The sequence below is a fragment of the Streptomyces sp. NPDC047880 genome, assembly GCF_040706515.1.
Classification (GTDB): Bacteria; Actinomycetota; Actinomycetes; order Streptomycetales; family Streptomycetaceae; genus Streptomyces.
Genome location: NZ_JBEZOK010000009.1, coordinates 130,270 through 150,918, shown reverse-complemented (window position 1 = coordinate 150,918; position 20,649 = coordinate 130,270). Strand labels below are relative to the sequence as shown.

19 protein-coding genes are annotated in these 20,649 nt (G+C 72.1%); 13 read left to right on the top strand and 6 right to left on the bottom strand.

The features are described 5' to 3' along the window. Positions 1-59: 59 nt before the first annotated feature. From AB0937_RS16605 to AB0937_RS16580, 6 genes are all read left to right on the top strand, one after another. Positions 60-1,298, top strand: coding sequence for a MurT ligase domain-containing protein (locus tag AB0937_RS16605; protein WP_366712399.1), 1,239 nt, complete (start codon positions 60-62; stop codon positions 1,296-1,298). Between the two features lie 23 nt (positions 1,299-1,321). Further along, the gene (locus tag AB0937_RS16600) at positions 1,322-2,050 is read left to right on the top strand and encodes a type 1 glutamine amidotransferase (RefSeq protein WP_234749448.1); all 729 of its coding nucleotides are present in this window, start codon (positions 1,322-1,324) and stop codon (positions 2,048-2,050) included. A gap of 101 nt (positions 2,051-2,151) precedes the next feature. Next, positions 2,152-2,508 (top strand): helix-turn-helix domain-containing protein, encoded by a 357-nt coding sequence (locus tag AB0937_RS16595; protein WP_366712397.1) that lies wholly within the window; start codon positions 2,152-2,154, stop codon positions 2,506-2,508. A 144-nt stretch (positions 2,509-2,652) separates the two neighbouring features. After that, positions 2,653-3,678, top strand: coding sequence for a 6-phosphofructokinase (locus AB0937_RS16590; RefSeq protein ID WP_366712395.1), 1,026 nt, complete (start codon positions 2,653-2,655; stop codon positions 3,676-3,678). 165 nt (positions 3,679-3,843) lie between these two features. Then, entirely contained in the window at positions 3,844-4,794 is a 951-nt protein-coding gene (locus tag AB0937_RS16585) for a cytochrome c oxidase assembly protein (protein ID WP_366712393.1), read from the top strand. 80 nt (positions 4,795-4,874) lie between these two features. Continuing rightward, positions 4,875-5,054, top strand: a complete 180-nt coding sequence (locus AB0937_RS16580; protein ID WP_221758929.1) for a hypothetical protein — start codon at positions 4,875-4,877, stop codon at positions 5,052-5,054. 4 nt (positions 5,055-5,058) lie between these two features. Here AB0937_RS16580 and AB0937_RS16575 read toward each other — a convergent pair whose 3' ends face one another. From AB0937_RS16575 to AB0937_RS16560, 4 genes are read right to left on the bottom strand one after another with little or no spacing between them, the layout of a single operon-like run. Then, positions 5,059-6,273 carry a histidine kinase gene (locus tag AB0937_RS16575; protein ID WP_366712391.1) on the bottom strand — a complete coding sequence of 405 codons (1,215 nt, stop codon included), beginning with the start codon at positions 6,271-6,273 and terminating at the stop codon, positions 5,059-5,061. Next, a complete protein-coding gene (locus AB0937_RS16570) occupies positions 6,270-7,985 on the bottom strand; it encodes a cation acetate symporter (protein ID WP_366712390.1) in 1,716 nt (571 codons plus the stop codon). The genes AB0937_RS16575 and AB0937_RS16570 overlap by 4 nt, the downstream gene beginning before the upstream one ends. 27 nt (positions 7,986-8,012) lie before the next feature. Further along, entirely contained in the window at positions 8,013-8,411 is a 399-nt protein-coding gene (locus AB0937_RS16565; protein WP_366712389.1) for a hypothetical protein, read from the bottom strand. Positions 8,412-8,413: 2 nt separating this feature from the next. Further along, entirely contained in the window at positions 8,414-9,163 is a 750-nt protein-coding gene (locus tag AB0937_RS16560) for a LytTR family DNA-binding domain-containing protein (protein WP_366712387.1), read from the bottom strand. Between the two features lie 122 nt (positions 9,164-9,285). Here AB0937_RS16560 and AB0937_RS16555 point away from each other — a divergent pair, with 122 nt between their 5' ends. From AB0937_RS16555 to AB0937_RS16535, 5 genes are all read left to right on the top strand, one after another. Further along, on the top strand, positions 9,286-9,801 hold the full coding sequence (locus AB0937_RS16555) for an Lrp/AsnC family transcriptional regulator (RefSeq protein ID WP_366712386.1): 516 nt from the start codon (positions 9,286-9,288) through the stop codon (positions 9,799-9,801). Positions 9,802-9,927: 126 nt separating this feature from the next. Beyond that, positions 9,928-10,758, top strand: coding sequence for a dimethylargininase (ddaH, locus tag AB0937_RS16550; protein ID WP_366712385.1), 831 nt, complete (start codon positions 9,928-9,930; stop codon positions 10,756-10,758). Beyond that, positions 10,755-12,008 carry an ornithine--oxo-acid transaminase gene (gene rocD / locus AB0937_RS16545; protein WP_366712384.1) on the top strand — a complete coding sequence of 418 codons (1,254 nt, stop codon included), beginning with the start codon at positions 10,755-10,757 and terminating at the stop codon, positions 12,006-12,008. The genes ddaH and rocD overlap by 4 nt, the downstream gene beginning before the upstream one ends. A 587-nt stretch (positions 12,009-12,595) precedes the next feature. Beyond that, a complete protein-coding gene (locus AB0937_RS16540) occupies positions 12,596-15,058 on the top strand; it encodes a SpoIIE family protein phosphatase (protein ID WP_366712382.1) in 2,463 nt (820 codons plus the stop codon). Positions 15,059-15,124: 66 nt separating this feature from the next. Next, positions 15,125-16,360 (top strand): SpoIIE family protein phosphatase, encoded by a 1,236-nt coding sequence (locus AB0937_RS16535; RefSeq protein WP_366712381.1) that lies wholly within the window; start codon positions 15,125-15,127, stop codon positions 16,358-16,360. Here the strand turns inward: AB0937_RS16535 and AB0937_RS16530 are convergent, their stop codons facing one another. Then, on the bottom strand, positions 16,361-16,816 hold the full coding sequence (locus tag AB0937_RS16530; protein ID WP_366712380.1) for an RpiB/LacA/LacB family sugar-phosphate isomerase: 456 nt from the start codon (positions 16,814-16,816) through the stop codon (positions 16,361-16,363). It abuts the gene before it with no gap. Between the two features lie 353 nt (positions 16,817-17,169). On the opposite strand from AB0937_RS16530, the gene AB0937_RS16525 reads away from it, so the two are divergent. Together AB0937_RS16525 and AB0937_RS16520 are read left to right on the top strand one after the other, a co-directional pair. After that, entirely contained in the window at positions 17,170-17,889 is a 720-nt protein-coding gene (locus tag AB0937_RS16525) for a lysophospholipid acyltransferase family protein (protein ID WP_366712378.1), read from the top strand. Positions 17,890-17,947: 58 nt separating this feature from the next. Beyond that, positions 17,948-18,979: an NAD(P)-dependent oxidoreductase gene (locus AB0937_RS16520; RefSeq protein ID WP_366712377.1), complete on the top strand. Its 1,032-nt coding sequence runs from the start codon at positions 17,948-17,950 to the stop codon at positions 18,977-18,979. Positions 18,980-19,029: 50 nt separating this feature from the next. Here the strand turns inward: AB0937_RS16520 and AB0937_RS16515 are convergent, their stop codons facing one another. Beyond that, positions 19,030-20,637 carry an alpha/beta hydrolase gene (locus AB0937_RS16515; RefSeq protein WP_366712375.1) on the bottom strand — a complete coding sequence of 536 codons (1,608 nt, stop codon included), beginning with the start codon at positions 20,635-20,637 and terminating at the stop codon, positions 19,030-19,032. Positions 20,638-20,649 lie beyond the last annotated feature (12 nt).

Genomic DNA, 20,649 nt, shown 5'->3' with positions numbered 1-20,649 from the left:
ACACCACGTGGCCGTCAGGCTTCAAGGCGCGGCGCGTACGCAAGGAGGATCGAGAACTGATGGCAGGCAACTCGGACCCGCTCTCGCCGCGGGCCAAGCTGGCCGTGACCGCGGGCAAGGCGGTCGCGGCGGCATCGCGCGCCGCAGGGCGCGGCAGCGGTTCGGTGATCGGCGGCCGGGTGGCGCTCAAGCTCGACCCCGAGCTCCTGGCCCGGCTCGCACAGAACCTGGACGTGGTCCTGGTCTCGGCGACGAACGGCAAGACCACCACCACCCGGCTCATCGCCGAGGCCCTGCGCGCGGCGGGACCGGTCGTCTCGAACGCGCTCGGCGCCAACATGCCGGCCGGCATCACCTCCGCGCTCGCGGGCGGCTCGGACGCGCGCTACGGCGTGATCGAGGTCGACGAGAAGTACCTCGCCGGCGTCGCCCGGGACACCGCCCCGAAGTGCATCGCCCTGCTCAACCTCTCGCGCGACCAGCTCGACCGCGCCGCCGAGACCCGCATGCTCGCCGAGAACTGGCGGGAGGGACTCGCGGGTTCCAAGGCCGTGGTCGTGGCCAACTGCGACGACCCGCTGGTGGTGTGGGCGGCGTCGTCCTCCCCCAATGTGATCTGGGTCGCAGCCGGGCAGATGTGGAAGGACGACGCCTGGTCCTGCCCGTCGTGCGGTGGCGTGATGCAGCGCCCCGGCGACGACTGGTTCTGCGGCGAGTGCGGCTTCCGCCGCCCCACCCCGAGCTGGGCGCTCTCCGGTGACCACGTGCTCGACCCGCACGGTTCGGCCTGGCCGATCCATCTCCAGCTGCCCGGCCGTGCCAACAAGGCCAACGCCGCCTCCTCGGCCGCCGTCGCGGCCGTGTTCGGGGTGCCGCCGCAGGTCGCGCTGGAGCGCATGTACCAGGTGCAGGCGGTGGCCGGGCGGTACGACGTCGTCCAGTTCCAGGGCCGCGACCTGCGGCTGCTGCTGGCGAAGAACCCGGCCGGCTGGCTGGAGACGTTCTCCCTGATCGACCCGCCGCCCACCCCGGTCATCCTGTCGGTGAACGCGCGCTCCGCCGACGGCACCGACACCTCCTGGCTGTGGGACGTCGACTACTCGCGTCTGACCGGCCACCCGATCTGCGTCGTCGGCGACCGGCGGCTGGACCTGGCGGTGCGCCTGGAGGTCGCCGACCAGCACTTCCAGGTCTACGAGAACCTCGACCAGGCCGTGGCGGCGTGCCCGCCTGGCCGGATCGAGGTCATCGCCAACTACACGGCGTTCCAGGACCTGCGCCGCCGCGTCGGCAACTGAGCACGAGACGTCAGGGGACTTTTGTGAGCGACAACCAACTGCGGGTCGTCTGGATCTATCCCGACCTGCTCAGCACCTACGGCGACCAGGGCAACGTGCTCGTCGTCGAACGCCGGGCCCAGCAGCGCGGCCTGGACGTGGCCCGGCTGGACGTGCGCAGCGACCAGCCGATCCCGACCTCCGGCGACATCTACCTGATCGGCGGCGGTGAGGACCGGCCGCAGCGGCTCGCCGCCGAGCGGCTGCGCCGGGACGGCGGGCTGACCCGGGCCGTGGAGAACGGCGCCATCGTGTTCTCGGTCTGCGCCGGCTACCAGATCCTCGGCCACGAGTTCATCAACGACCTCGGCCAGCGCGAGCCCGGCCTCGGGCTGCTGGACGTGGTGTCGGTGCGCGGCGAGGGCGCGCGGTGCGTCGGGGACGTGCTGGGCGACATCGACCAGCGCCTCGGCCTGCCCCCGCTGACGGGCTTCGAGAACCACCAGGGCGTCACCCACCTGGGCCCCACCGCCCGCCCGCTCGCCCGGGTGCGCTTCGGCAACGGCAACGGCACGGGCGACGGGACGGAGGGCGCGTACAACGACACCGTCTTCGGCACGTACATGCACGGGCCGGTGCTGGCCCGCAACCCGCTGATCGCGGACCTGCTGCTGAAGCTGGCCCTCGACGTCAACGCGCTGCCGCCGACGGACGACCGCTGGTACGAGGCCCTGCGCAACGAGCGCATCGCCGCTGCTCAGCAGCCCGCCTAGTGACATGGTCTTGAGTTCACGTCTCGCCACGTGAGTTGTGGTTCGTTTCAGATTCTGGCTCGGGCGGTGACAGCGGCTGGCGGCTGCGGTCTGCTTGAGGAATGGGGGACAGCAGGCTGCAACCGCTGGTGTTGACCGAGGACGAGCGGCTGGTGTTGCAGGGGTGGGCCAAACGGCGGACAACCGCACAGGGTCTGGCCAAGCGGGCACGGATCGTGCCGGCCTGCGCGGACGGGCTGAACAACACCGCGGTGGCCGCGCGGCTGGACACCGATCGCGGGACCGTGAGCCGGTGGCGGACCAGATTTCTGCAACGCCGTCTCGATGGCCTGTCCGACGAGCCGCGTCCCGGCGTGCCCCGCACCATCACCGACGCCCAGGTGGAAGAGGTGGTGGTGCGCACGCTGGAAGAGAGTGCCCGAGGTACGCGTCAACCTGCTGGTCAACAGCCCGTATGACGGCCCATCCGCACAGGTGAGCGGGGTCGTCCAGCAGGCGGACGCGTGCTTCGGTCCGGCCCCTCGATGCCGCTAGGGTGGCGGGGATTCCAGCCGGACAACGTGGTCCGGTCCCCGGCCCACGTTGAGAAGGTATTTCGGGCTATGCGCATTGGTGTCCTCACGTCCGGCGGCGACTGCCCCGGCCTGAACGCCGTCATCCGGTCCGTCGTGCACCGTGCCGTCGTCGACCACGGCGACGAGGTCATCGGCTTCCGGGACGGCTGGAAGGGCCTCCTGGAGTGCGACTACCTCAAGCTCGACCTCGACGCGGTGGGCGGCATCCTCGCCCGCGGCGGCACCATTCTCGGGTCCTCCCGGGTCCAGCCCTCCCATCTGCGGGACGGCGTGGAACGGGCCAAGGGCCATGTCGAGGAGCTCGGCCTCGACGCGATCATCCCCATCGGCGGCGAGGGCACGCTCAAGGCCGCCCGGCTGATGTCCGACAGCGGTCTGCCCGTCGTGGGTGTGCCGAAGACGATCGACAACGACATCGCGGTCACGGACGTCACGTTCGGCTTCGACACGGCCGTGGGTGTGGCGACCGAGGCCCTGGACCGGCTGAAGACCACCGCCGAGTCCCACCAGCGTGTCCTGGTGGTGGAGGTCATGGGCCGGCACACCGGCTGGATCGCCCTGCATTCCGGCATGGCGGCCGGTGCACACGCCATCGTCGTGCCTGAGCGGCCCTTCGACATAGAGGAGCTGACCAGGCGGGTCGGCGAGCGGTTCGAGGCCGGCAAGCGCTTCGCGATCGTGGTGGCGGCGGAAGGGGCGAAGCCCCGGGCCGGGTCCATGGAGTTCGACGAGGGCGGCAAGGACATCTACGGGCACGAGCGGTTCGCCGGGATCGCCCGGCAGCTGTCCGTGGAGCTGGAGGGACGGCTGGGGAAGGAAGCCCGGCCGGTGATCCTCGGGCACGTGCAGCGGGGCGGTACGCCGACCGCCTACGACCGGGTGCTGGCCACGCGGTTCGGATGGCATGCGGTGGAGGCCGTACACCGGGGGGAGTTCGGGCAGATGACCGCGCTGCGCGGCACCGACATCGTGATGGTGCCGCTCGCGGAGGCCGTGGAGACGCTGAAGACGGTGCCGGACGAGCGGTACGCCGAGGCGGAGACCGTTCTCTGAGGCTGAGCTGATCTGCCGGGTGCGGGGTGTGCGTGGCCGCTCGCGCGGTTCCCCGCGCCCCTGAGGGACGACGGACCGCCCCCGGTCGTAACCACGACCGGGGGCGGTTCTACTCTTGTGGGCGGACAACTTGCTGCACACCCCCACGAAACAGGAGCCGGCGGAATGGATCACAGCGGGCACGGCATGACCATGGATCTGCCGCCGTTCACGCTGGGGCGAGGTCTGGAGTGGTCGGCGGACCCGTTCTTCCTCGTCGCGTGCCTGGCCGGGCTGGCCCTGTACGGATGGGGCGTCGCGCGGCTCGTCCGGCGCGGGGACAAGTGGCCCGTGGGGCGTACGGTCGCGTTCGTCCTGGGCGTGCTGAGCATCATGCTCATGATGTGCACCGGGCTGAACGACTACGGCATGGTCATGTTCAGCGTGCACATGGTGCAGCACATGGTCATCAGCATGGTGTCGCCCATCCTCATCCTGCTCGGTGCGCCGATCACGCTGGCGCTGCGGGGCCTGCCCACGGCGGGACGGGGCCGCAAGGGGCCGCGTGAGCTGCTGCTGATGTTCCTGCACAGCCGGTACATGCGGATCGTCACGCACCCGGCGTTCACGATCCCCCTGTTCATCGCGAGCCTCTACGGGCTGTACTTCACGCCCCTCTTCGACACCCTGATGGGTTCCAAGGCGGGCCACATCGCGATGATGGTGCACTTCCTCGCCGTCGGCCTGGTGTTCTTCTGGCCGATCATGGGCGTGGACCCGGGCCCGCACCGCCCGGGCTACCTGATGCGGATGCTGGAGCTGTTCGCGGGCATGCCCTTCCACGCGTTCTTCGGGATCGCGCTGATGATGGCGTCCGAGCCGATGGTCGAGACGTTCAAGAACCCGCCCGGCTCGCTCGGCATCGAGGCGCTGTCCGACCAGAACGCGGCGGGCGGCATCGCCTGGGCCTTCAGCGAGATCCCCTCCGTGCTGGTGCTGGTGGCCCTGCTGTTCCAGTGGTACGCCTCGGACCAGCGACAGGCCCGGCGCACCGACCGTGCCGCCGACCGCGACGGGGACAAGGAGCTGGAGGCGTACAACGCCTACCTGGCCTCTCTGAACACGCAGGGGCGCTGAGGACCTTTCGGTACGGGCCGTGCGCGCCGGGCGTCCGCCGGGCACCATGGAGGGACCGGACCCTGAGGAGGGGTGTTGCGATGCCCGGTTCCACGAACGGTTCCAACGCGACGAAGACCATGGGAGCGCTCACGCTGGGCGGGCTGGTCGTGGTGACGGCCTACACGGTGGCGCTCGGGAGCAACGGCTGGCTGTGGTTCGGCTGGGTCGTCCTGGGTCTGATCACCCTGGGACTGGTGGTCACGACGCGCAGCACCTGACACCTCACTCCCGGGCCGGACGGCCCGCCGAGTGCACACCGGGCTGGTACTTCGGGAGCCGGACTGTGATCTTCATGCCGGCGCCGGTGGCCGTCTCGATGACGAGGCCGTAGTCGTCACCGTAGACCTGGCGGAGCCGGTCGTCGACGTTGGACAGGCCGATGCCGCCCGAGGGGCTGACCTCGCGGGCCAGGATGCGGCGGAGCAGGCCGGGGTCCATGCCGGCGCCGTCGTCCTCGATGACGACCAGGGCCTCGGCGCCCGCGTCCTGGGCGGTGATCTGGATGCGGCACCGGCCCGAGGACACGGCCTTGCCCTCCAGGCCGTGCTTGACGGCGTTCTCGACGAGCGGCTGGAGGCACAGGAACGGCAGGCTCACCGGCAGCACCTCCGGCGCTATCTGGAGGGTGACGGACAGGCGGTCGCCGAAGCGCGCCCGGACCAGCGCCAGGTAGTGGTCGATGGCGTGGAGTTCCTCGGCGAGGGTGGTGAAGTCGCCGTGCCGGCGGAACGAGTAACGGGTGAAGTCGGCGAATTCGAGCAGCAGCTCGCGGGCGCGCTCAGGGTCGGTGCGGACGAAGGAGGCGATCACCGCGAGCGAGTTGAAGATGAAATGAGGCGAGATCTGGGCCCGCAGTGCCTTGATCTCGGCTTCGATGAGCCGGGTGCGGGACTGGTCGAGATCGGCCAGCTCCAGCTGGACGGAGACCCACCGGGCGACCTCACCGGCGGCCCGGACGAGCACCGCCGACTCGCGGGGCGCGCAGGCGACCAGCGCGCCGTGCACCCGGTCGTCGACGGTGAGCGGGGCGACGACCGCCCAGCGCACCGAACAGTCGAGGCTGTCGCAGCTGAGCCGGAAGGCCTCACCGCGGCCGGTTTCCAGGGCGCCGGCGAGGCGGTCCATGATCTCGTCACGGTGGTGCGCACCGTCGCCGTCCCACACCAGGACTTCGGTGCGGTCGGTGAGGCACAGGGCGTGCGTGCCGAGCAGGGAGCGCAGTTTGCGGGCGGACTTGCGGGCGGTCTCCTCCGTCAGCCCGGCCCGCAGCGGGGGCGCGGCGAGGGACGCCGTGTGCAGGGTCTCGAACGTGGCGTGCTCGACGGGGGTGCCGAGGCCGGCGAGGCTCTTGGCCCGTGCCGTCCGCCGTCCGAGCCAGACCCCGAGGGCGAGCACCGGGAGCACGCCGACGCACAGACCTGCCAGGAAATCGCTCACGCCGTCACCTCCGAGCGCAGTTCCTCGGGCAGGTGGAACCGGGCCAGGACCGCCGCGGTGCCGGGCGGGACCCGGCCGGGGGTGGCCAGGGACACCATGATCATGGTCAGGAAACCCAGCGGCACCGACCACAGCGCGGGCCAGGCGAGCAGGGCGTGCAGGGCGGCGCCCTCGCCCGGGTAGCCGGCCATGGTCGCGGCGACGGCGAGCAGCGCGGAGCCGCCGCCGACCAGCATCCCGGCGGCCGCGCCGGGCGGGGTCAGCCGCCGCCACCAGATGCCGAGGACGAGCAGCGGACAGAACGAGGACGCCGAGACGGCGAAGGCGAGCCCCACGGCGTCGGCGACCGGCAGCCCGCCGACCAGGACGCTCGCCGCGAGGGGCACGGCCATGGCGAGGACCGTGCCGAGCCGGAAGTACCGTACGCCGCGGGACGGCAGGACGTCCTGGGTGAGGACGCCCGCGACCGCCATGGTCAGGCCCGAGGCCGTGGAGAGGAATGCCGCGAAGGCGCCCCCGGCGACCAGCGCGCCCAGCAGGTCTCCGCCCGCTCCCCCGATCATGCGGTCGGGCAGCAGCAGGACGGCGGCGTCCGGGTCGCCGGTGAGCGTGAGTTCGGGTGCGTAGAGGCGGCCGAGGGCGCCGTAGACGGGGGGCAGCAGGTAGAAGGCGCCGATCAGGCCGAGGACGGCGACGGTGGTGCGGCGGGCGGCGACGCCGTGCGGGCTCGTGTAGAAGCGGACCACGACGTGCGGCAGGCCCATGGTGCCGAGGAAGGTGGCGAGGATCAGCCCGTACGTGGCGTACAGCGGCCGTTCCTCGCGGCTTTCGGCCTGCGACGGGGACAGGTCGCCGCCGCCGCTGCGCCGGGCCTCGGGGACGGCGGCGCCCCGGGGGAAGGTGAGCCGGGTGCCGCGCTCGATGTGGTGGGTTCCGGCGGTGAGTTCCAGGCGCGTGCCGGTGTGGGTGCGGCCGTCGACGGTGCCGGTCACCGTGACGCTCAGCGGCCGTTCCAGCCTCAGGTCGACCGCGTCGGCGACGCGGACGAGGCGCTGCTCGCGGAAGGTGGCCGGTTCGTCGAAGGCGTGCCGGGGCGCTCCGTCGCTCTGCCAGGTGAGGACCAGGAAGAGCGCGGGGACGAGCAGGGCGGTGAGTTTCAGCCAGTACTGGAAGGCCTGTACGAAGGTGATGCTGCGCATGCCGCCGGCGGCGACGGTGGCGGTCACGACGACGGCGACGATCACCCCGCCGAGCCAGTCGGGAGCCCCGGTCAGCACCGTCAGGGTCAGCCCGGCGCCCTGCAGCTGGGGCAGCAGGTACAGCCAGCCGACACCGACGACGAAGGCGCCTGCGAGCCGCCGTACGGCCTGGGAGGCGAGGCGCGCCTCGGCGAAGTCGGGGAGTGTGTAGGCGCCGGAGCGGCGCAGCGGGGCGGCCACGAAGATCAGCAGGACCAGGTAGCCGGCGGTGTAGCCGACCGGGTACCAGAGCATGTCGGGGCCCTGGACCAGGACGAGGCCCGCGATGCCCAGGAAGGAGGCGGCGGAGAGGTACTCGCCGCTGATGGCGGTGGCGTTGAGGCGGGGGCCGACGGTACGGGAGGCGACGTAGAAGTCGGACGTGGTGCGGGAGATGCGCAGGCCGAAGGCGCCGACCAGGACCGTCGCGACGACGACCAGGGCGACGGCGGGTATGGCGTAGCTGGAGTTCATCGAGGGCCGGGGTTCATCGGTGGGGCGTCAGCGGTCTTCGACCAGGCGTACGAAGTCGCGTTCGTTGCGCTCGGCCCGGCGGACGTACCAGCGGGCGAGCAGCACCAGCGGGACGTAGAGGCCGAAGCCCAGGACGGCCCATTCCAGACGACGGGCGCCCGGCATCGCCGCGAAGAGCAGCGGGAGCGGGCCGACGAGCAGGCCGAGGACGGTGAACACGGTGAGGGCGGCACGCAGTTGGGTGCGCATCAGGGAGCGGACGTAGGTGTGGCCGAGGGTGGTCTGCTCGTCGATCTCGGTGCGCGGACGGTAGGAGCGGGAGGAGGTCTGCGGGTATCGCCCGCGCGAGCGGAGCCGGGCGTGCGGGCCGGTCTGCCGGGGCGGGCCGGTGACGACGACACGGCGTTCGGTGTGGTCCTGGGGCACCGTCAGGGCCTCCTCATGAGCAGGTCGCGCAGTTCGCGCGTGTGGCGCCGGCTGACCTGGAGCTCCTCGGAGCCGACGAGGACGCTGACGGTGCCCGCGTCGAGGCGGAGTTCGCCGATGTGGCGCAGTGCGACGAGGTGACGGCGGTGGATGCGGAGGAAGCCGCGGGTGCGCCAGCGCTCCTCCAGGGTGGACAGCGGGATGCGCACCAGGTGACTGCCTTTGTCGGTGTGCAGGCGGGCGTAGTCGCCCTGGGCCTCGACGTGGGTGATGTCGTCGACGGCGACGAAGCGGGTCACGCCGCCGAGTTCGACGGGCATGTGGTCCGGATCGGGTTCGTGGACGGGGATGCGGGGGGCGGCGACACGCAGTTCTGCGGCCCGGCGGACGGCCTCGGCGAGCCGCTCCTTGCGGACCGGCTTGAGGACGTAGTCGACGGCCTTGAGGTCGAAGGCCTGCACGGCGAAGTCCTCGTGGGCGGTGACGAACACGACGAGCGGCGGCCGGGCGAAGCCGGTGAGCAGCCGCGCGAGGTCGAGGCCGTCGAGGCCGGGCATCTGGATGTCCATGAAGACCACGTCGATGGCATCGGGCCCGCCCGGGCCGGACTCCAGGGCGCGGTTCATGCGGCGCAGCGCCTCGGTCGCGTCGCCCACGCCCTGCGCGCTGCCGATGCGCGGGTCGGCGTGCAGGAGGTAGAGCAGTTCCTCCAGCGAGGGGCGTTCGTCGTCGACAGCCAGGGCGCGCAGCATGAACCCGGAGTGTAGGGGGGATCCGAACGTCTGGTACATGTGCCGGGGGGGGACGTTCGCGCCCGATGCGGTGCACGGGCCGACGGGGCGCGGGCCGGGATGCCGGTGGATACAGTGCCCGCATGAACAGCAGGTCCACGCCGTTCGACGAACTCGACCGGAAGATCATCACCGCGTTGATGGCGAACGCGAGGACGTCGTTCGCCGAGATCGGCACGGCGATCGGGCTGTCGGCCACGGCGGTCAAGCGGCGGGTCGACCGCCTGCGCGAGACGGGCGTGATCACTGGGTTCTCGGCGACGGTGAAGCCGTCGGCGCTGGGCTGGCGCACGGAGGCCTACGTCGAGGTGTACTGCGAGGGCGCCGCCCCGCCGCGGCGGCTGGCCGAGGTGGTGCGGGACTACCCGGAGATCGCCGCGGCGATGACCGTGACCGGCGGCGCGGACGCGCTGCTGCACGTGCGGGCGCGGGACGTGGAGCACTTCGAGGAGGTGCTGGAACGGATCCGGCAGGAGCCGTTCATCCGGAAGACGATCAGTGTGATGGTGCTGTCCCACCTGCTGCCGGAGAGCCCGGAGGCGGGGGCGAGTCATCCGGCCCCTGAGGGGGTAGGAGGCAGCGCAGCAGACGTGCGCTGAGCGGCTTCAAGACGCAGCGTTCCTGCGTGAACGCGCAATCTTTGTTTCTTGTCGGCCACGGTCGCCACTTTCTACCGTTGTGTCAATCACCAGTCACACACCGTGAGGAAGCGGAGGGACCCCTCTGTGCCCGAATCCCGTGTGCCGCGCCGGCGGCGCTACCTCGTCTGCGAGCCCAGACACTTCGCCGTGCAGTACGCGATCAACCCGTGGATGCATCCCGACGAACCCGTCGACGTCATCCGTGCCCTGGACCAGTGGCAGGCGCTGGTCGACACCTACCGTGCCCACGGCCATACCGTGGACAGTGTGAAACCCGTTCCCGGTCTGCCGGACATGGTTTTCGCCGCGAACGCGGCGGTCGTCGTCGACGGCCGCGTCTTCGGGGCGCTCTTCCACGCGCCCGAACGCCGTCCCGAGTCCGTGCCGTACGAGGCGTGGTTCAAGACGGAGGGTTACGACGTCTACCACCCCGAGTCGGTGTGCGAGGGTGAGGGCGACCTGGTGCCGGCCGGCCGCTGGATCCTGGCCGGGACGGGCTTCCGTACGGCCCGGGAGGCCCACAGCGAGGTGCAGGAGTACTTCGGGACGCCGGTGATCAGCCTGAAGCTGGTGGATCCGTACTTCTACCACCTGGACACGGCGCTGTTCGTCCTCGACGACGGGCACGACGGGAACATCGTCTACTACCCCGAGGCGTTCTCGCCGGGCAGTCGCGAGGTGCTGGCCCGGCTGTACCCGGACGCGGTGCTCGCCACCCGTGAGGACGCGATGGCGTTCGGGCTCAACTCCGTCTCCGACGGGCGCCACGTGTTCATCTCACCGGGGGCGACGGGCCTGGCCGGGCAACTGGCCGGCCGTGGCTACGTCCCCGTCCCCGTCGACCTGTCCGAGTTCCACAAGGCCGGTGGCGGCATCAAGTGCTGCACCCAGGAGATCCGGGAGATCCGCTCATGACCGCACCCGTCCGCACCGAGGACCCGCAGGGAGGCCGTGCCCCGCGTCAGACGCGTGGCTCCCAGGAGCTGATCCGCGCGGAGGAGCCGGTCCTCGCGCACAACTACCACCCGTTGCCGGTGGTCGTCGCCCGCGCCGAGGGCACGTGGGTGGAGGACGTCGAAGGGCGGCGTTACCTCGACATGCTGGCCGGTTACTCGGCCCTCAACTTCGGCCACCGGCACCCGGCGCTGATCGAGGCGGCCCACCGCCAGCTCGACCGGCTGACCCTCACCTCGCGCGCGTTCCACAACGACCGGCTCGCCGAGTTCGCGGAGCGGCTGGCCGCACTGACCGGCATGGACATGGTGCTGCCCATGAACACCGGTGCGGAGGCGGTGGAGAGCGGGGTGAAGGTGGCCCGCAAGTGGGCCTACGACGTCAAGGGCGTGCCGGCCGACCGGGCGACGATCGTGGTCGCCGCGGACAACTTCCACGGCCGTACGACGACGATCGTCAGCTTCTCCACGGACGAGACGGCCCGGGCGGGCTTCGGGCCGTTCACCCCTGGGTTCCGGGTGGTGCCGTACAACGACCTGGCCGCGATGGAAGAGGCGGTGGACGAGACGACGGCGGCGGTGCTGATCGAGCCGATCCAGGGCGAGGCGGGGGTGATCATCCCGGGCGACGGCTATCTGGCGGGCGTGCGGGAGCTGACCCGCCGCAAGGGCTGTCTGTTCATCGCGGACGAGATCCAGTCCGGTCTGGGCCGCACGGGCCGCACGCTGGCGGTCGAGCACGAGCCGGTGGTGCCGGACGTGCTGCTGCTGGGCAAGGCGCTGGGCGGCGGCATCGTGCCGGTGTCGGCGGTGGTCGGGCGCCGGGAGGTGCTCGGGGTGCTGCACCCGGGTGAGCACGGCTCGACGTTCGGCGGCAACCCGCTGGCGGCGGCGGTCGGCACGGCGGTGGTGGAGCTGCTGGAGACGGGCGAGTACCAGCGCCGGGCGGCAGAACTGGGCGAGATCCTGCGCGACGGTCTGACGGGGCTGGTCGGCAAGGGCGTGGTGGGCTTCCGCTCACGCGGCCTGTGGGCGGGCGTCGACATCGACCCCGCGCTCGGCACGGGCCGCGAGATCAGCGAACGTCTCATGCGGCAGGGGGTCCTGGCGAAGGACACCCACGGCTCCACGATCCGCCTGGCCCCACCGCTCACCATCACGGGTGAGGAGCTGACGGGCGCACTCGGGGCGCTGGAGAAGGCACTGGGGTAAACCACGAGGCCGGGCCAGGGCCGGGCTTCGGGGGGGGGCGGGGCGCGCCGGACGCCGGGATACAGAGCCTGGTCGGGGCGGGTCCGAGACCTCGGGGGGCGGCGCGCTCGGAGCGGCGGCGCACAGGGGCGGTCCGGCCGGACTCCGGGGTGGGGCGGCGCGCTCGGAAGGGCGGGCGCACAGTAGCGGTCGGGCCGTTCACCGGGGTGAGCGGCCCGCTCGGAGCGGCAGCGCACAGGGGCGGTCGGACCGGACACCGAGGTGGGCGACGGCGCTGGGCACCGGGGAGGGGACCGCGGCGCTCGGCACCGGGGTGGACGGCTCGGGCACCAGGGTGGACGGCCGTGCTCGGGCGCCGGGGGCGCAGAGAGCCGGTCGGGGCAGGGGCCGAGGCTCAGGGGCAGGGGCCGAGGCTTGTGCGTGGGGGCGTGCTCGATTCGGGTGCCTCTCCTCCGCCCGGCGGAACGCCTCCCACCGCACCCGCTGTCCCGCCCCGGCCGGCCCTGTACAAGCCGCCCCTCCTGGCCGGAAGGGTGAAGATTGAGGCAAGAGGTGGTAGACCACTCTCAGCGACAGAGAGGTCGGCCGTGGGCGCAGACGAGGTGTACGGCGTTGCCCGGCAACGGTTCGACGTGGCCGACGCGGCGCCCCTGTTGCTCGACCCACAGGGCGTGGTGACGGGCTGGACGAGCGATGCCCGGCGGCTGCTGGCGTACCCGGCTTCCGAGGCGGTCGGCAGGAAGCTGGCCGACCTGCTGGTCGGAGAGGACGCCGAGCGTGTACCCGACCTGGTCGAGCGGTGCCGCAGGGACGGCGGCTGGACGGGGCTGCTGACGGCCCGCCGCAGAAACGGGCAGCCGGTGCGGGTCGCGGCCCGGATCACCGCGGCCGAGGAGGCGCAGGGCGGTGTGCGCTGGCTGATGCTCCTGTCGCAGATGTCCGAGGCCGCCCCCGGCTGGGACATGAGCCGCACGGTCCTGGAACAGATGGCGGCGGACGCCCCGGTCGGTATCGCGATCGTGGACACCGACCTGCGTTTCGTGTGGTCGAACGCCGCCCTGGAGCAGTTCGGCGGCGGTCCGGCGGCGCGCCGGCTCGGGCTGCGCTTCGCGGACGTGCAGCCAGGGACGGACGCCCAGGCGGTCGAGGCGCAGATGCGGCACGTGCTGGAGACCGGCGAGCCGGTGGTCGGCTACGAGCACGTGGGCCACCTGCGCTCGGCCCCGCTGCACGAGACGGCGCACATGCTGTCGTTCACCCGGCTCGAGGACGACCGGGGCCATCCCATCGGCGTGTACTACACAGTCGTGGACATGACCGACCGGCACCGTGCGCGACAGCGGCTGGCGCTGCTCGACCGGGCGGGCGAGAGCATCGGCCGGAGCCTCGACCTCACGCGCACCGCGCAGGAACTGGCGGATGTGGCCGTGCCGGGGCTGGCCGACTTCGTCACCGTCGACCTGCTGGAGTCGGTGCTGCGGGGCGGCGAGCCGGCGCCCGGGCCGCTCGCGGACTCGGAGGAACCGGTGGAGCTGCGCCGCTCCGGCTACCGGTCCGCGCACGCCGACCTCGTGGATGCCGTCATCGAGGTCGGCGAAGGGGTGGCCTTCCGGGCGGGCACGCCGCCGTTCCGCTGTCTGGCCACGGGGCGTTCCTGGCGTTCGGAGCGGCTCGACCCGCTGACCCGTGACTGGACCACGAGCACCCCGAGCGGCCGCCGGGCCACGTTCCTGGAGCTCGGCCTGCACAGCGTGATGACCGTGCCGATCCGCTCGCGCGGCATCACCCTGGGCATCACGACCTTCTACCGGCGCCGGGAGCGGGAGCACTTCGACGAGGAGGACCTGCGGCTGGCCGAGGACCTCGTCGCCCGCGCGGCCGTCTGCGTGGACAACGCCCGCCGTTACACCCGTGAGCGGGACGCCGCGCTGGTTCTGCAGCGCAGCCTGCTCCCCCACCGGCTGCCCGAGCAGGACGCCGTCGAGGTGGCCGCGTGCTACCGGCCGGCCGACGAGCTGACCGGTCTCGGGGGCGACTGGTACGACCTCATCCCGTTGTCGGGGGCGCGGGTGGCGCTGGTCGTGGGCGAGGTGCCCGGGCACGGCATCGACGCCGCCGCGGCCATGGGGCAGCTGCGGACCGCCGTACGGACCCTGGCGGCTCTGGATCTGCCGCCGGAGGAGGTGCTGGCGCACCTCGACGACCTGGTGGCGCGTTCGGCGCGGGAGGAAGGCGCGGAGCCCGGGACGGTGGGCGCTCCGGGCACGCAGTCCGTGGGCTCCGGCTGCCTGTACGTGATCTACGACCCCGTCGACGGCGGCTGTGCCATGGCGGCGGCGGGGCATCCCGCCCCGGCCGTGGTCCGGTCCGACGGCTCGGTCGTGTTCGTCGAACTGCCGCAGGGGCCGCCGCTCGGGGTGGGCGGCCCGCCCTTCGAGGCGGTCGAGCTCTCCCTGGCGGAGGGCAGCACACTGGCGCTGCACACCGACGGGCTGCTGGCGCGGGGCGAGACCTGGGCCGTCGACGCGGGCCGGGACCGGCTGCGCCGGGCGCTGGAGCGAGGCGGTCCGCTCGAGTCGTACTGCCAGTCCGTTGTCGACGCCCTGGTCCCGGCCCATCCGTACGACGACGTGGCCCTGCTGATGGCCCGGACGAGACGTCTCGGCACCGGCCAGGTCGCGGCCTGGGACCTGCCCGCGGATCCGGCCGTGGTCGCCGAAGCCCGCCGCACGGCCACCGGCCAGCTCGCGCACTGGGGCCTGGAGGATCTGGCCTTCACCACGGAACTGGTGGTGAGCGAACTGGTCACCAACGCCATCCGGTACGCCACCGGGTCCATCCGGCTCCGGCTGATCCGGGAACGCGCCCTGGTCTGCGAGGTCCTCGACGGCGGCGCCACCGCGCCCCATCTGCGCCATCCCCGTACGACCGACGAGGGCGGGCGCGGGCTGCTGCTGGTCTCCCAGCTCACCCAGCGGTGGGGGACGCGGTTCGTCCCCGAGGGCAAGGTCATCTGGGCCGAGCAGTCACTGGCAGATCTCCCTGACTGAGGCCGGTCGAGGTTCGCCCATACCGTGCGAAACTGGTGTGACCCCGGCGGCGGTGAGGCGGCAGCCATGGCAGAGACGGCGATCGACTACGGTGCGGTGTTCCAGGCTCTGCCCGGCATGGTGGCGCTCCTGACGCCCGACCTCGTGTACGCGGACGTCAACGAGGAGTTCGTCCGCGTCTCCGGCCGCTCCCGCGAGCAGCTGATCGGCAAGTACCTGTTCGACGTCTTCCCGGACAACCCGAACGACCCGGCCGCGACGGGCATGCGCAACCTGGAGGCCTCGCTGTACCGCGTCCTGGCCACCGGCGAGCGCGACGCCATGGCCCTGCAGCGCTACGACGTCGAGGACACCGCGCGGCCCGGCGAGTGGCACGAGCGCTATTGGAGCCCGGTGAACGCGCCACTGCTCGGCCCGGACGGCAAGGTCGTGCTGATCCTGCACCGCGTGGAGGAGGTCACCGAGCTGATCCGGGCCCGGGGCGGACCTTCGGGGAACCGGGGCCGGGCCCGGGTGCTGGAGGCCGAGCTGTACACGCGCGCCCGTGAGCTGCAGGAGCTCAACGAGCGACTGCGCCAGGCGCACTCCCGGGAGCGGGAGGTGGCACTGGCGCTCCAGGGGGCGATGCTCCCCGCACCCCGGCAGGTCCGCCGCCACCGGACCGCCGTCCGGTACCGGCCCGCCGTGGGCGCTCTCAACGTGTGCGGTGACTGGTACGACCTGGTCGATCTGGTGGGCGGCGACCGGATCGGCGTGGCAGTGGGCGACGTGGTCGGGCACGGGCTGGAGGCCGCCGGGGTGATGGGGCAGCTGCGCAGTGCGCTCAGCGCCGCCTCCCGGGTCGCCGACGGGCCGGCCCAGGCCCTGGACGTGCTGGGGCGCTACGCCCACGTCATCGACGGGGCCGAGTCGGCGACCGCCGCCACGACCTTCATCGATTGCGACCGCCACCTCATCACCTACAGCAGCGCCGGACATCCCCCGCCCGTGCTCATTCACACCGACGGCCGTACGGAGTTCCTCGACCAGGCCACGGACACCCCGCTGGACGCCCGCCCCGACCCGATCCCGAGACCCCAGGCCGAGACCACGTACGCGCCGGGCGCCACGCTCGTGCTCTACACCGACGGCCTGATCGAGCGGCGCCACGAGGACATCGACAAGGGCCTGTACCGGCTCGCCGACGCCCTGCGCGACCATCGGGACCAGGACCCCGAGACGCTCGCCGACACCGTGCTGTCGGAGCTGCTGCCGCACGGTGGCGCCACCGACGACACCGCGTTGATCATCGTGCGCCTGTGACTACATCCGGGCCTTGCCGTGGTCGAGCAGCCGGAGGCGGTCGACGTTCTGCCGGTCCTCGGCGTCCGCGCTGGGCTCACCGGCGAACCAGGCGTCCAGGATCTCCGTCAGCAGCGGCTGCGAGGTCAGGCGCAGGCTGAGCGCGAGCACGTTCGCGTCGTTCCAGCGGCGCGCCCCGTCGGCCGTGTAGGCGTCCGTGCAGAGGGCCGCCCGCACGCCGGGCACCTTGTTCGCCGCGATCGAGGCGCCCGTGCCGGTCCAGCAGCACACCACCGCCTGATCGGCCGTGCCGTCGGCGACCTCGCGGGCCGCGGCCTCGGAGCACACCGCCCACTGCGGATCGTCGCCCGGGCGCAGCGCCCCGTGCAGGCGCACGTCGTGCCCGCGCTCGCGCAGGGCGGCCACCAGGGAGCGGGCGACGGGTTCGTCCATGTCCGAGGAAACAGAGATCCGCATGTGTGGCAGGTTACTCGCCGGGGCGGCCGGGGCCACCGGCCCACAGCCGCCGCCCGTCGGCAAGAGCCACCGGCCCGCCACGCACCCCCGGTATCCCGCCAGGCCACCCGTTCGGCTTGCCCGTCACCCGGGTGGCGCAGCACGCTGTTCCCGCGGTCCTCCCCAGCCGCATGAGCACCACCGTATGCACCTGCCTGACTGACCATCAGTCAATTGGCGAAGGATCTGTGCGGTCCGCCCGCACGAGGTGCCCGGTGGCCGTGCCTGCACCTACACTGGCACCCCACGACATGCCGGTTGACCTGCTGGAACGCGGCGGCTGAGTCCACCGCGAGAGTCGAGGAGCGCCCGCTTTGTTCTACTACCTGCTGAAATACGTGCTTCTGGGCCCGCTGCTGCGACTGGTATTCCGGCCTCGAATAGAGGGCTTGGAGCACGTGCCCGCGGAGGGCGCCGCCATCATCGCCGGCAATCACCTGTCGTTCTCGGACCACTTCCTGATGCCCGCGATCCTCAAACGGCGCATCACCTTCCTCGCCAAGGCCGAGTACTTCACGGGGCCGGGCATCAAGGGCAGGCTGACGGCCTTCTTCTTCCGCAGTGCGGGGCAGATCCCCGTCGACCGCTCCGGCAAGGACGCGGGGCAGGCCGCGATCCGCGAGGGCCTCGGCGTGCTGGCCAAGGACGAGCTGCTCGGCATCTACCCGGAGGGCACCCGCTCGCACGACGGCCGGCTGTACAAGGGCAAGGTGGGGGTGGCGGTGATGGCCCTCAAGGCCGGTGTCCCGGTGATCCCCTGCGCGATGATCGGCACCTTCGAGGCCCAGCCGCCCGGCAAGGTCATCCCCCACCTCCACCCCGTGATGATCCGCTTCGGCAAGCCCCTGGACTTCTCCCGCTACGCGGGCATGGAGAACGAGAAGGCCGTCCTGCGTGCCATCACCGACGAGATCATGTACGCGATCCTCTCCCTCTCCGAGCAGGAGTACGTCGACCGGTACGCGGCCGTGGTGAAGGCCGAGGAGGCCGCCGCCACCAAGGAGCGGAAGTTCCGGCGCATGCCGCTCAGTTGACCTCTGCTGTCGGCAGAAGCCGGTTCCCGGCCGGTGCCCGGCGATCTACGGTCGCGGCATGAGACGTGCTGTGGTGATCGGGGCGGGCGGACAGATCGGCCGGCCGGCGGTGGAGGCCCTGGCGAAGGACGGCTGGGAGGTGACGGCCGTCTCCCGTGGCGGCGGCCGGGACGAGGGCCTGCCCGGCGGGGTGCGGACGCGGCGGCTGGACCGTGAGGACGACACGGCACTCGCCGGGCTGATCGGCGACGGCTGCGACCTCGTGGTCGACCTGGTCGCCTACTCGGCCCGGCACGCACGGCAGCTGACGGATCTGGCCGACCGGATCGGGGCGGCCGTGGTGGTGTCGACGGTGTCGGTGTACGACGACGGCACGGGCCGCGGCTTCGACACCATGAGCGAGCCGGACGGGCTCCCGCGATACCCCGTGCCGATCACGGAGGACCAGGCGACGGTCCCGCCGGGAGACGCCACGTACAGCACCGGCAAGGCGGCCCTGGAGCGCGAACTGCTGGCGGTGGGCGACCGGTTGCCCACAACCGTGCTGCGCCCGGGCGCGATCCACGGGCCGTACAGCCCGCTCCCCCGCGAGCTGTACTTCGTCAAACGCAACCTCGACGGCCGGCGCAGGCGGATCCTCGCCTTCCGCGGCGAGAGCGTCTTCCACCCCTCGGCCGCGCGCAACATCGCCGAACTGATCCGGCTGGCGGCGGCCAGGCCGGGCTCGCGGGTGCTCAACGCCTGCGATCCACGGCCGCCGACCGTGTCGGAGATCGGTGCGGCCGTGGACACGGTCATGGGCGTGGAGACGCGGACCGTTCTCCTGGACGGGCCGGCGCCGGCGTCCGTGGGCAGGTCGCCCTGGTCGGTGGAGTTGCCGGTGGTGTGCGACATGACCGCCGCGGAACGGGAGCTGGGCTACCGGCCGGTGGTGACCTACCCGGACAACCTGCCGGAGACCGTCGAGTGGCTCACCCGCCGGCTGTCGGAGCAGGACTGGCGGGAGGCGTTCCCGACCCTCGCCCGTGCCTACCCGGACCTCTTCGACTACGCGGCGGAGGACGCCTGGTTCGCGGCCCGGCGGACATGAGGAAGGGGCGGCCGGTGTCCCGGCCGCCCCTCACCACCGCCGGACGACGGCTACGGCTTCGGCGTGGCGTGCGGCGTGCACGTCACGTCGGCGCCGTCCAGCTTGCCGGTGAGCAGGTAGCTGTCCACCCGGGGGTTGATGCACGGGTTCACCAGGCTGGTGACGCCGTGGGAGCCCGCGTCCTTCTCCGTGATCATGCGGGAGCCCTTGAACCGCTTGTGCAGCTCCACGGCGCCCTCGTACGGGGTGGCCGCGTCCCGCTCGGACTGGACGATGAGCACACCGGGCAGGCCCTTGCCGGTCTTGACGTTCAGCGGTGTCTGCCGCTTGGTCGGCCAGGTGGCGCACGGCAGGTTCATCCAGGCGTTGGCCCAGGTCATGAAGGGGTGGTCGCGGTGCAGCCGGGTGTTGTCCCGGTCCCAGGTGCGCCAGTTCGTGGGCCACTCGGCGTCGGCGCACTCCACGGCCGTGTAGACGGCGTTGCTGTTCTCCGAGGCCGCGTTGCCCGCCGTGTCGGACAGGTCGGGGGCGGCGGCGTCGACGAGGGCCTGGGTGTCACCGGCGACGTACTTGCTGAAGACCGACGCGACCGGCGCCCAGGCGGAGTCGTAGTACGGGGCGCTCTGGAAGAAGGAGATGAGCTCGGCCGGGCCGACGACCCCGCCGAGGGGGCTCTTCTTCGCGGTGGCGCGCAGCTCCAGCCACTTCGCCTGGACGGCGGCGCGCGTGGTGCCGAGGTGGTAGGTCGCGTCGTTCGCGGCGACCCAGTCCTGCCAGTCCTTCCAGCGGCCCTCGAACGCGACGTCCTGGTTCAGGTTGGCCTGGTACCAGATGTTCTCCCGGGAGGGGTCGACGACGCTGTCGACGACCATGCGGCGCACGTGCCCCGGGAAGAGGGTGCCGTAGACGGCGCCCAGGTAGGTTCCGTAGGAGACGCCGAGGAAGTTGAGCTTCTTCTCGCCGAGGGCGGCGCGGATGACGTCGAGGTCGCGCGCGGTGTTCAGCGTGGTCATGTGCGGCAGCATGGCGCCGCTGCGCTCCTGGCAGCCCTCGGCGTACTCGCGGGCCAGCTTGCGCTGGGCGAGCTTGTCGGCCTCGGAGTCGGGCACCGGGTCGGCCTTGGGGGCCTTGACGAACTCCTGCGGGTCGACGCAGGAGATCGGCGTGGACTTGCCGACGCCTCGCGGGTCGAAGCCCACGAAGTCGTAGGCCTTGGCCACGTTGGCCCAGACGGCGCTCTTGTTGGTGACCCGGGCCGGGAAGCGCAGCCCGGAGCCGCCGGGGCCGCCGGGGTTGTACAGGAGGGCGCCCTGCCGCTCGGCCTGGGTGCCCGTGTTGCCGATGCGGTCGACGGCGAGCTTGATCTGCTTGCCGTGGGGCCTGGCGTAGTCGAGCGGCACGGTGACGTACCCGCACTGGATCGGCTTGGCCAGGTTCCAGTCGGCCGGGCAGTCCTGCCAGTCGATGCCCGCCTTCGCGGCCCGGGCGGCGGCGAGCGCGGTGCCGCGGGCCTCCCGGTCCTGGCCGTGGCCGCTGCCCGCGCTCGCGTTCGCGTTCGCGGTGGGCGCCGCGACGGCACCGGCTATCAGCGTGGCCGTGACGAGCGCGCCGGCCGAACCGAGCACCGCCACCCGCCTCTTCGGTCTCGAACCCCTCAAGGGGGACCTCCC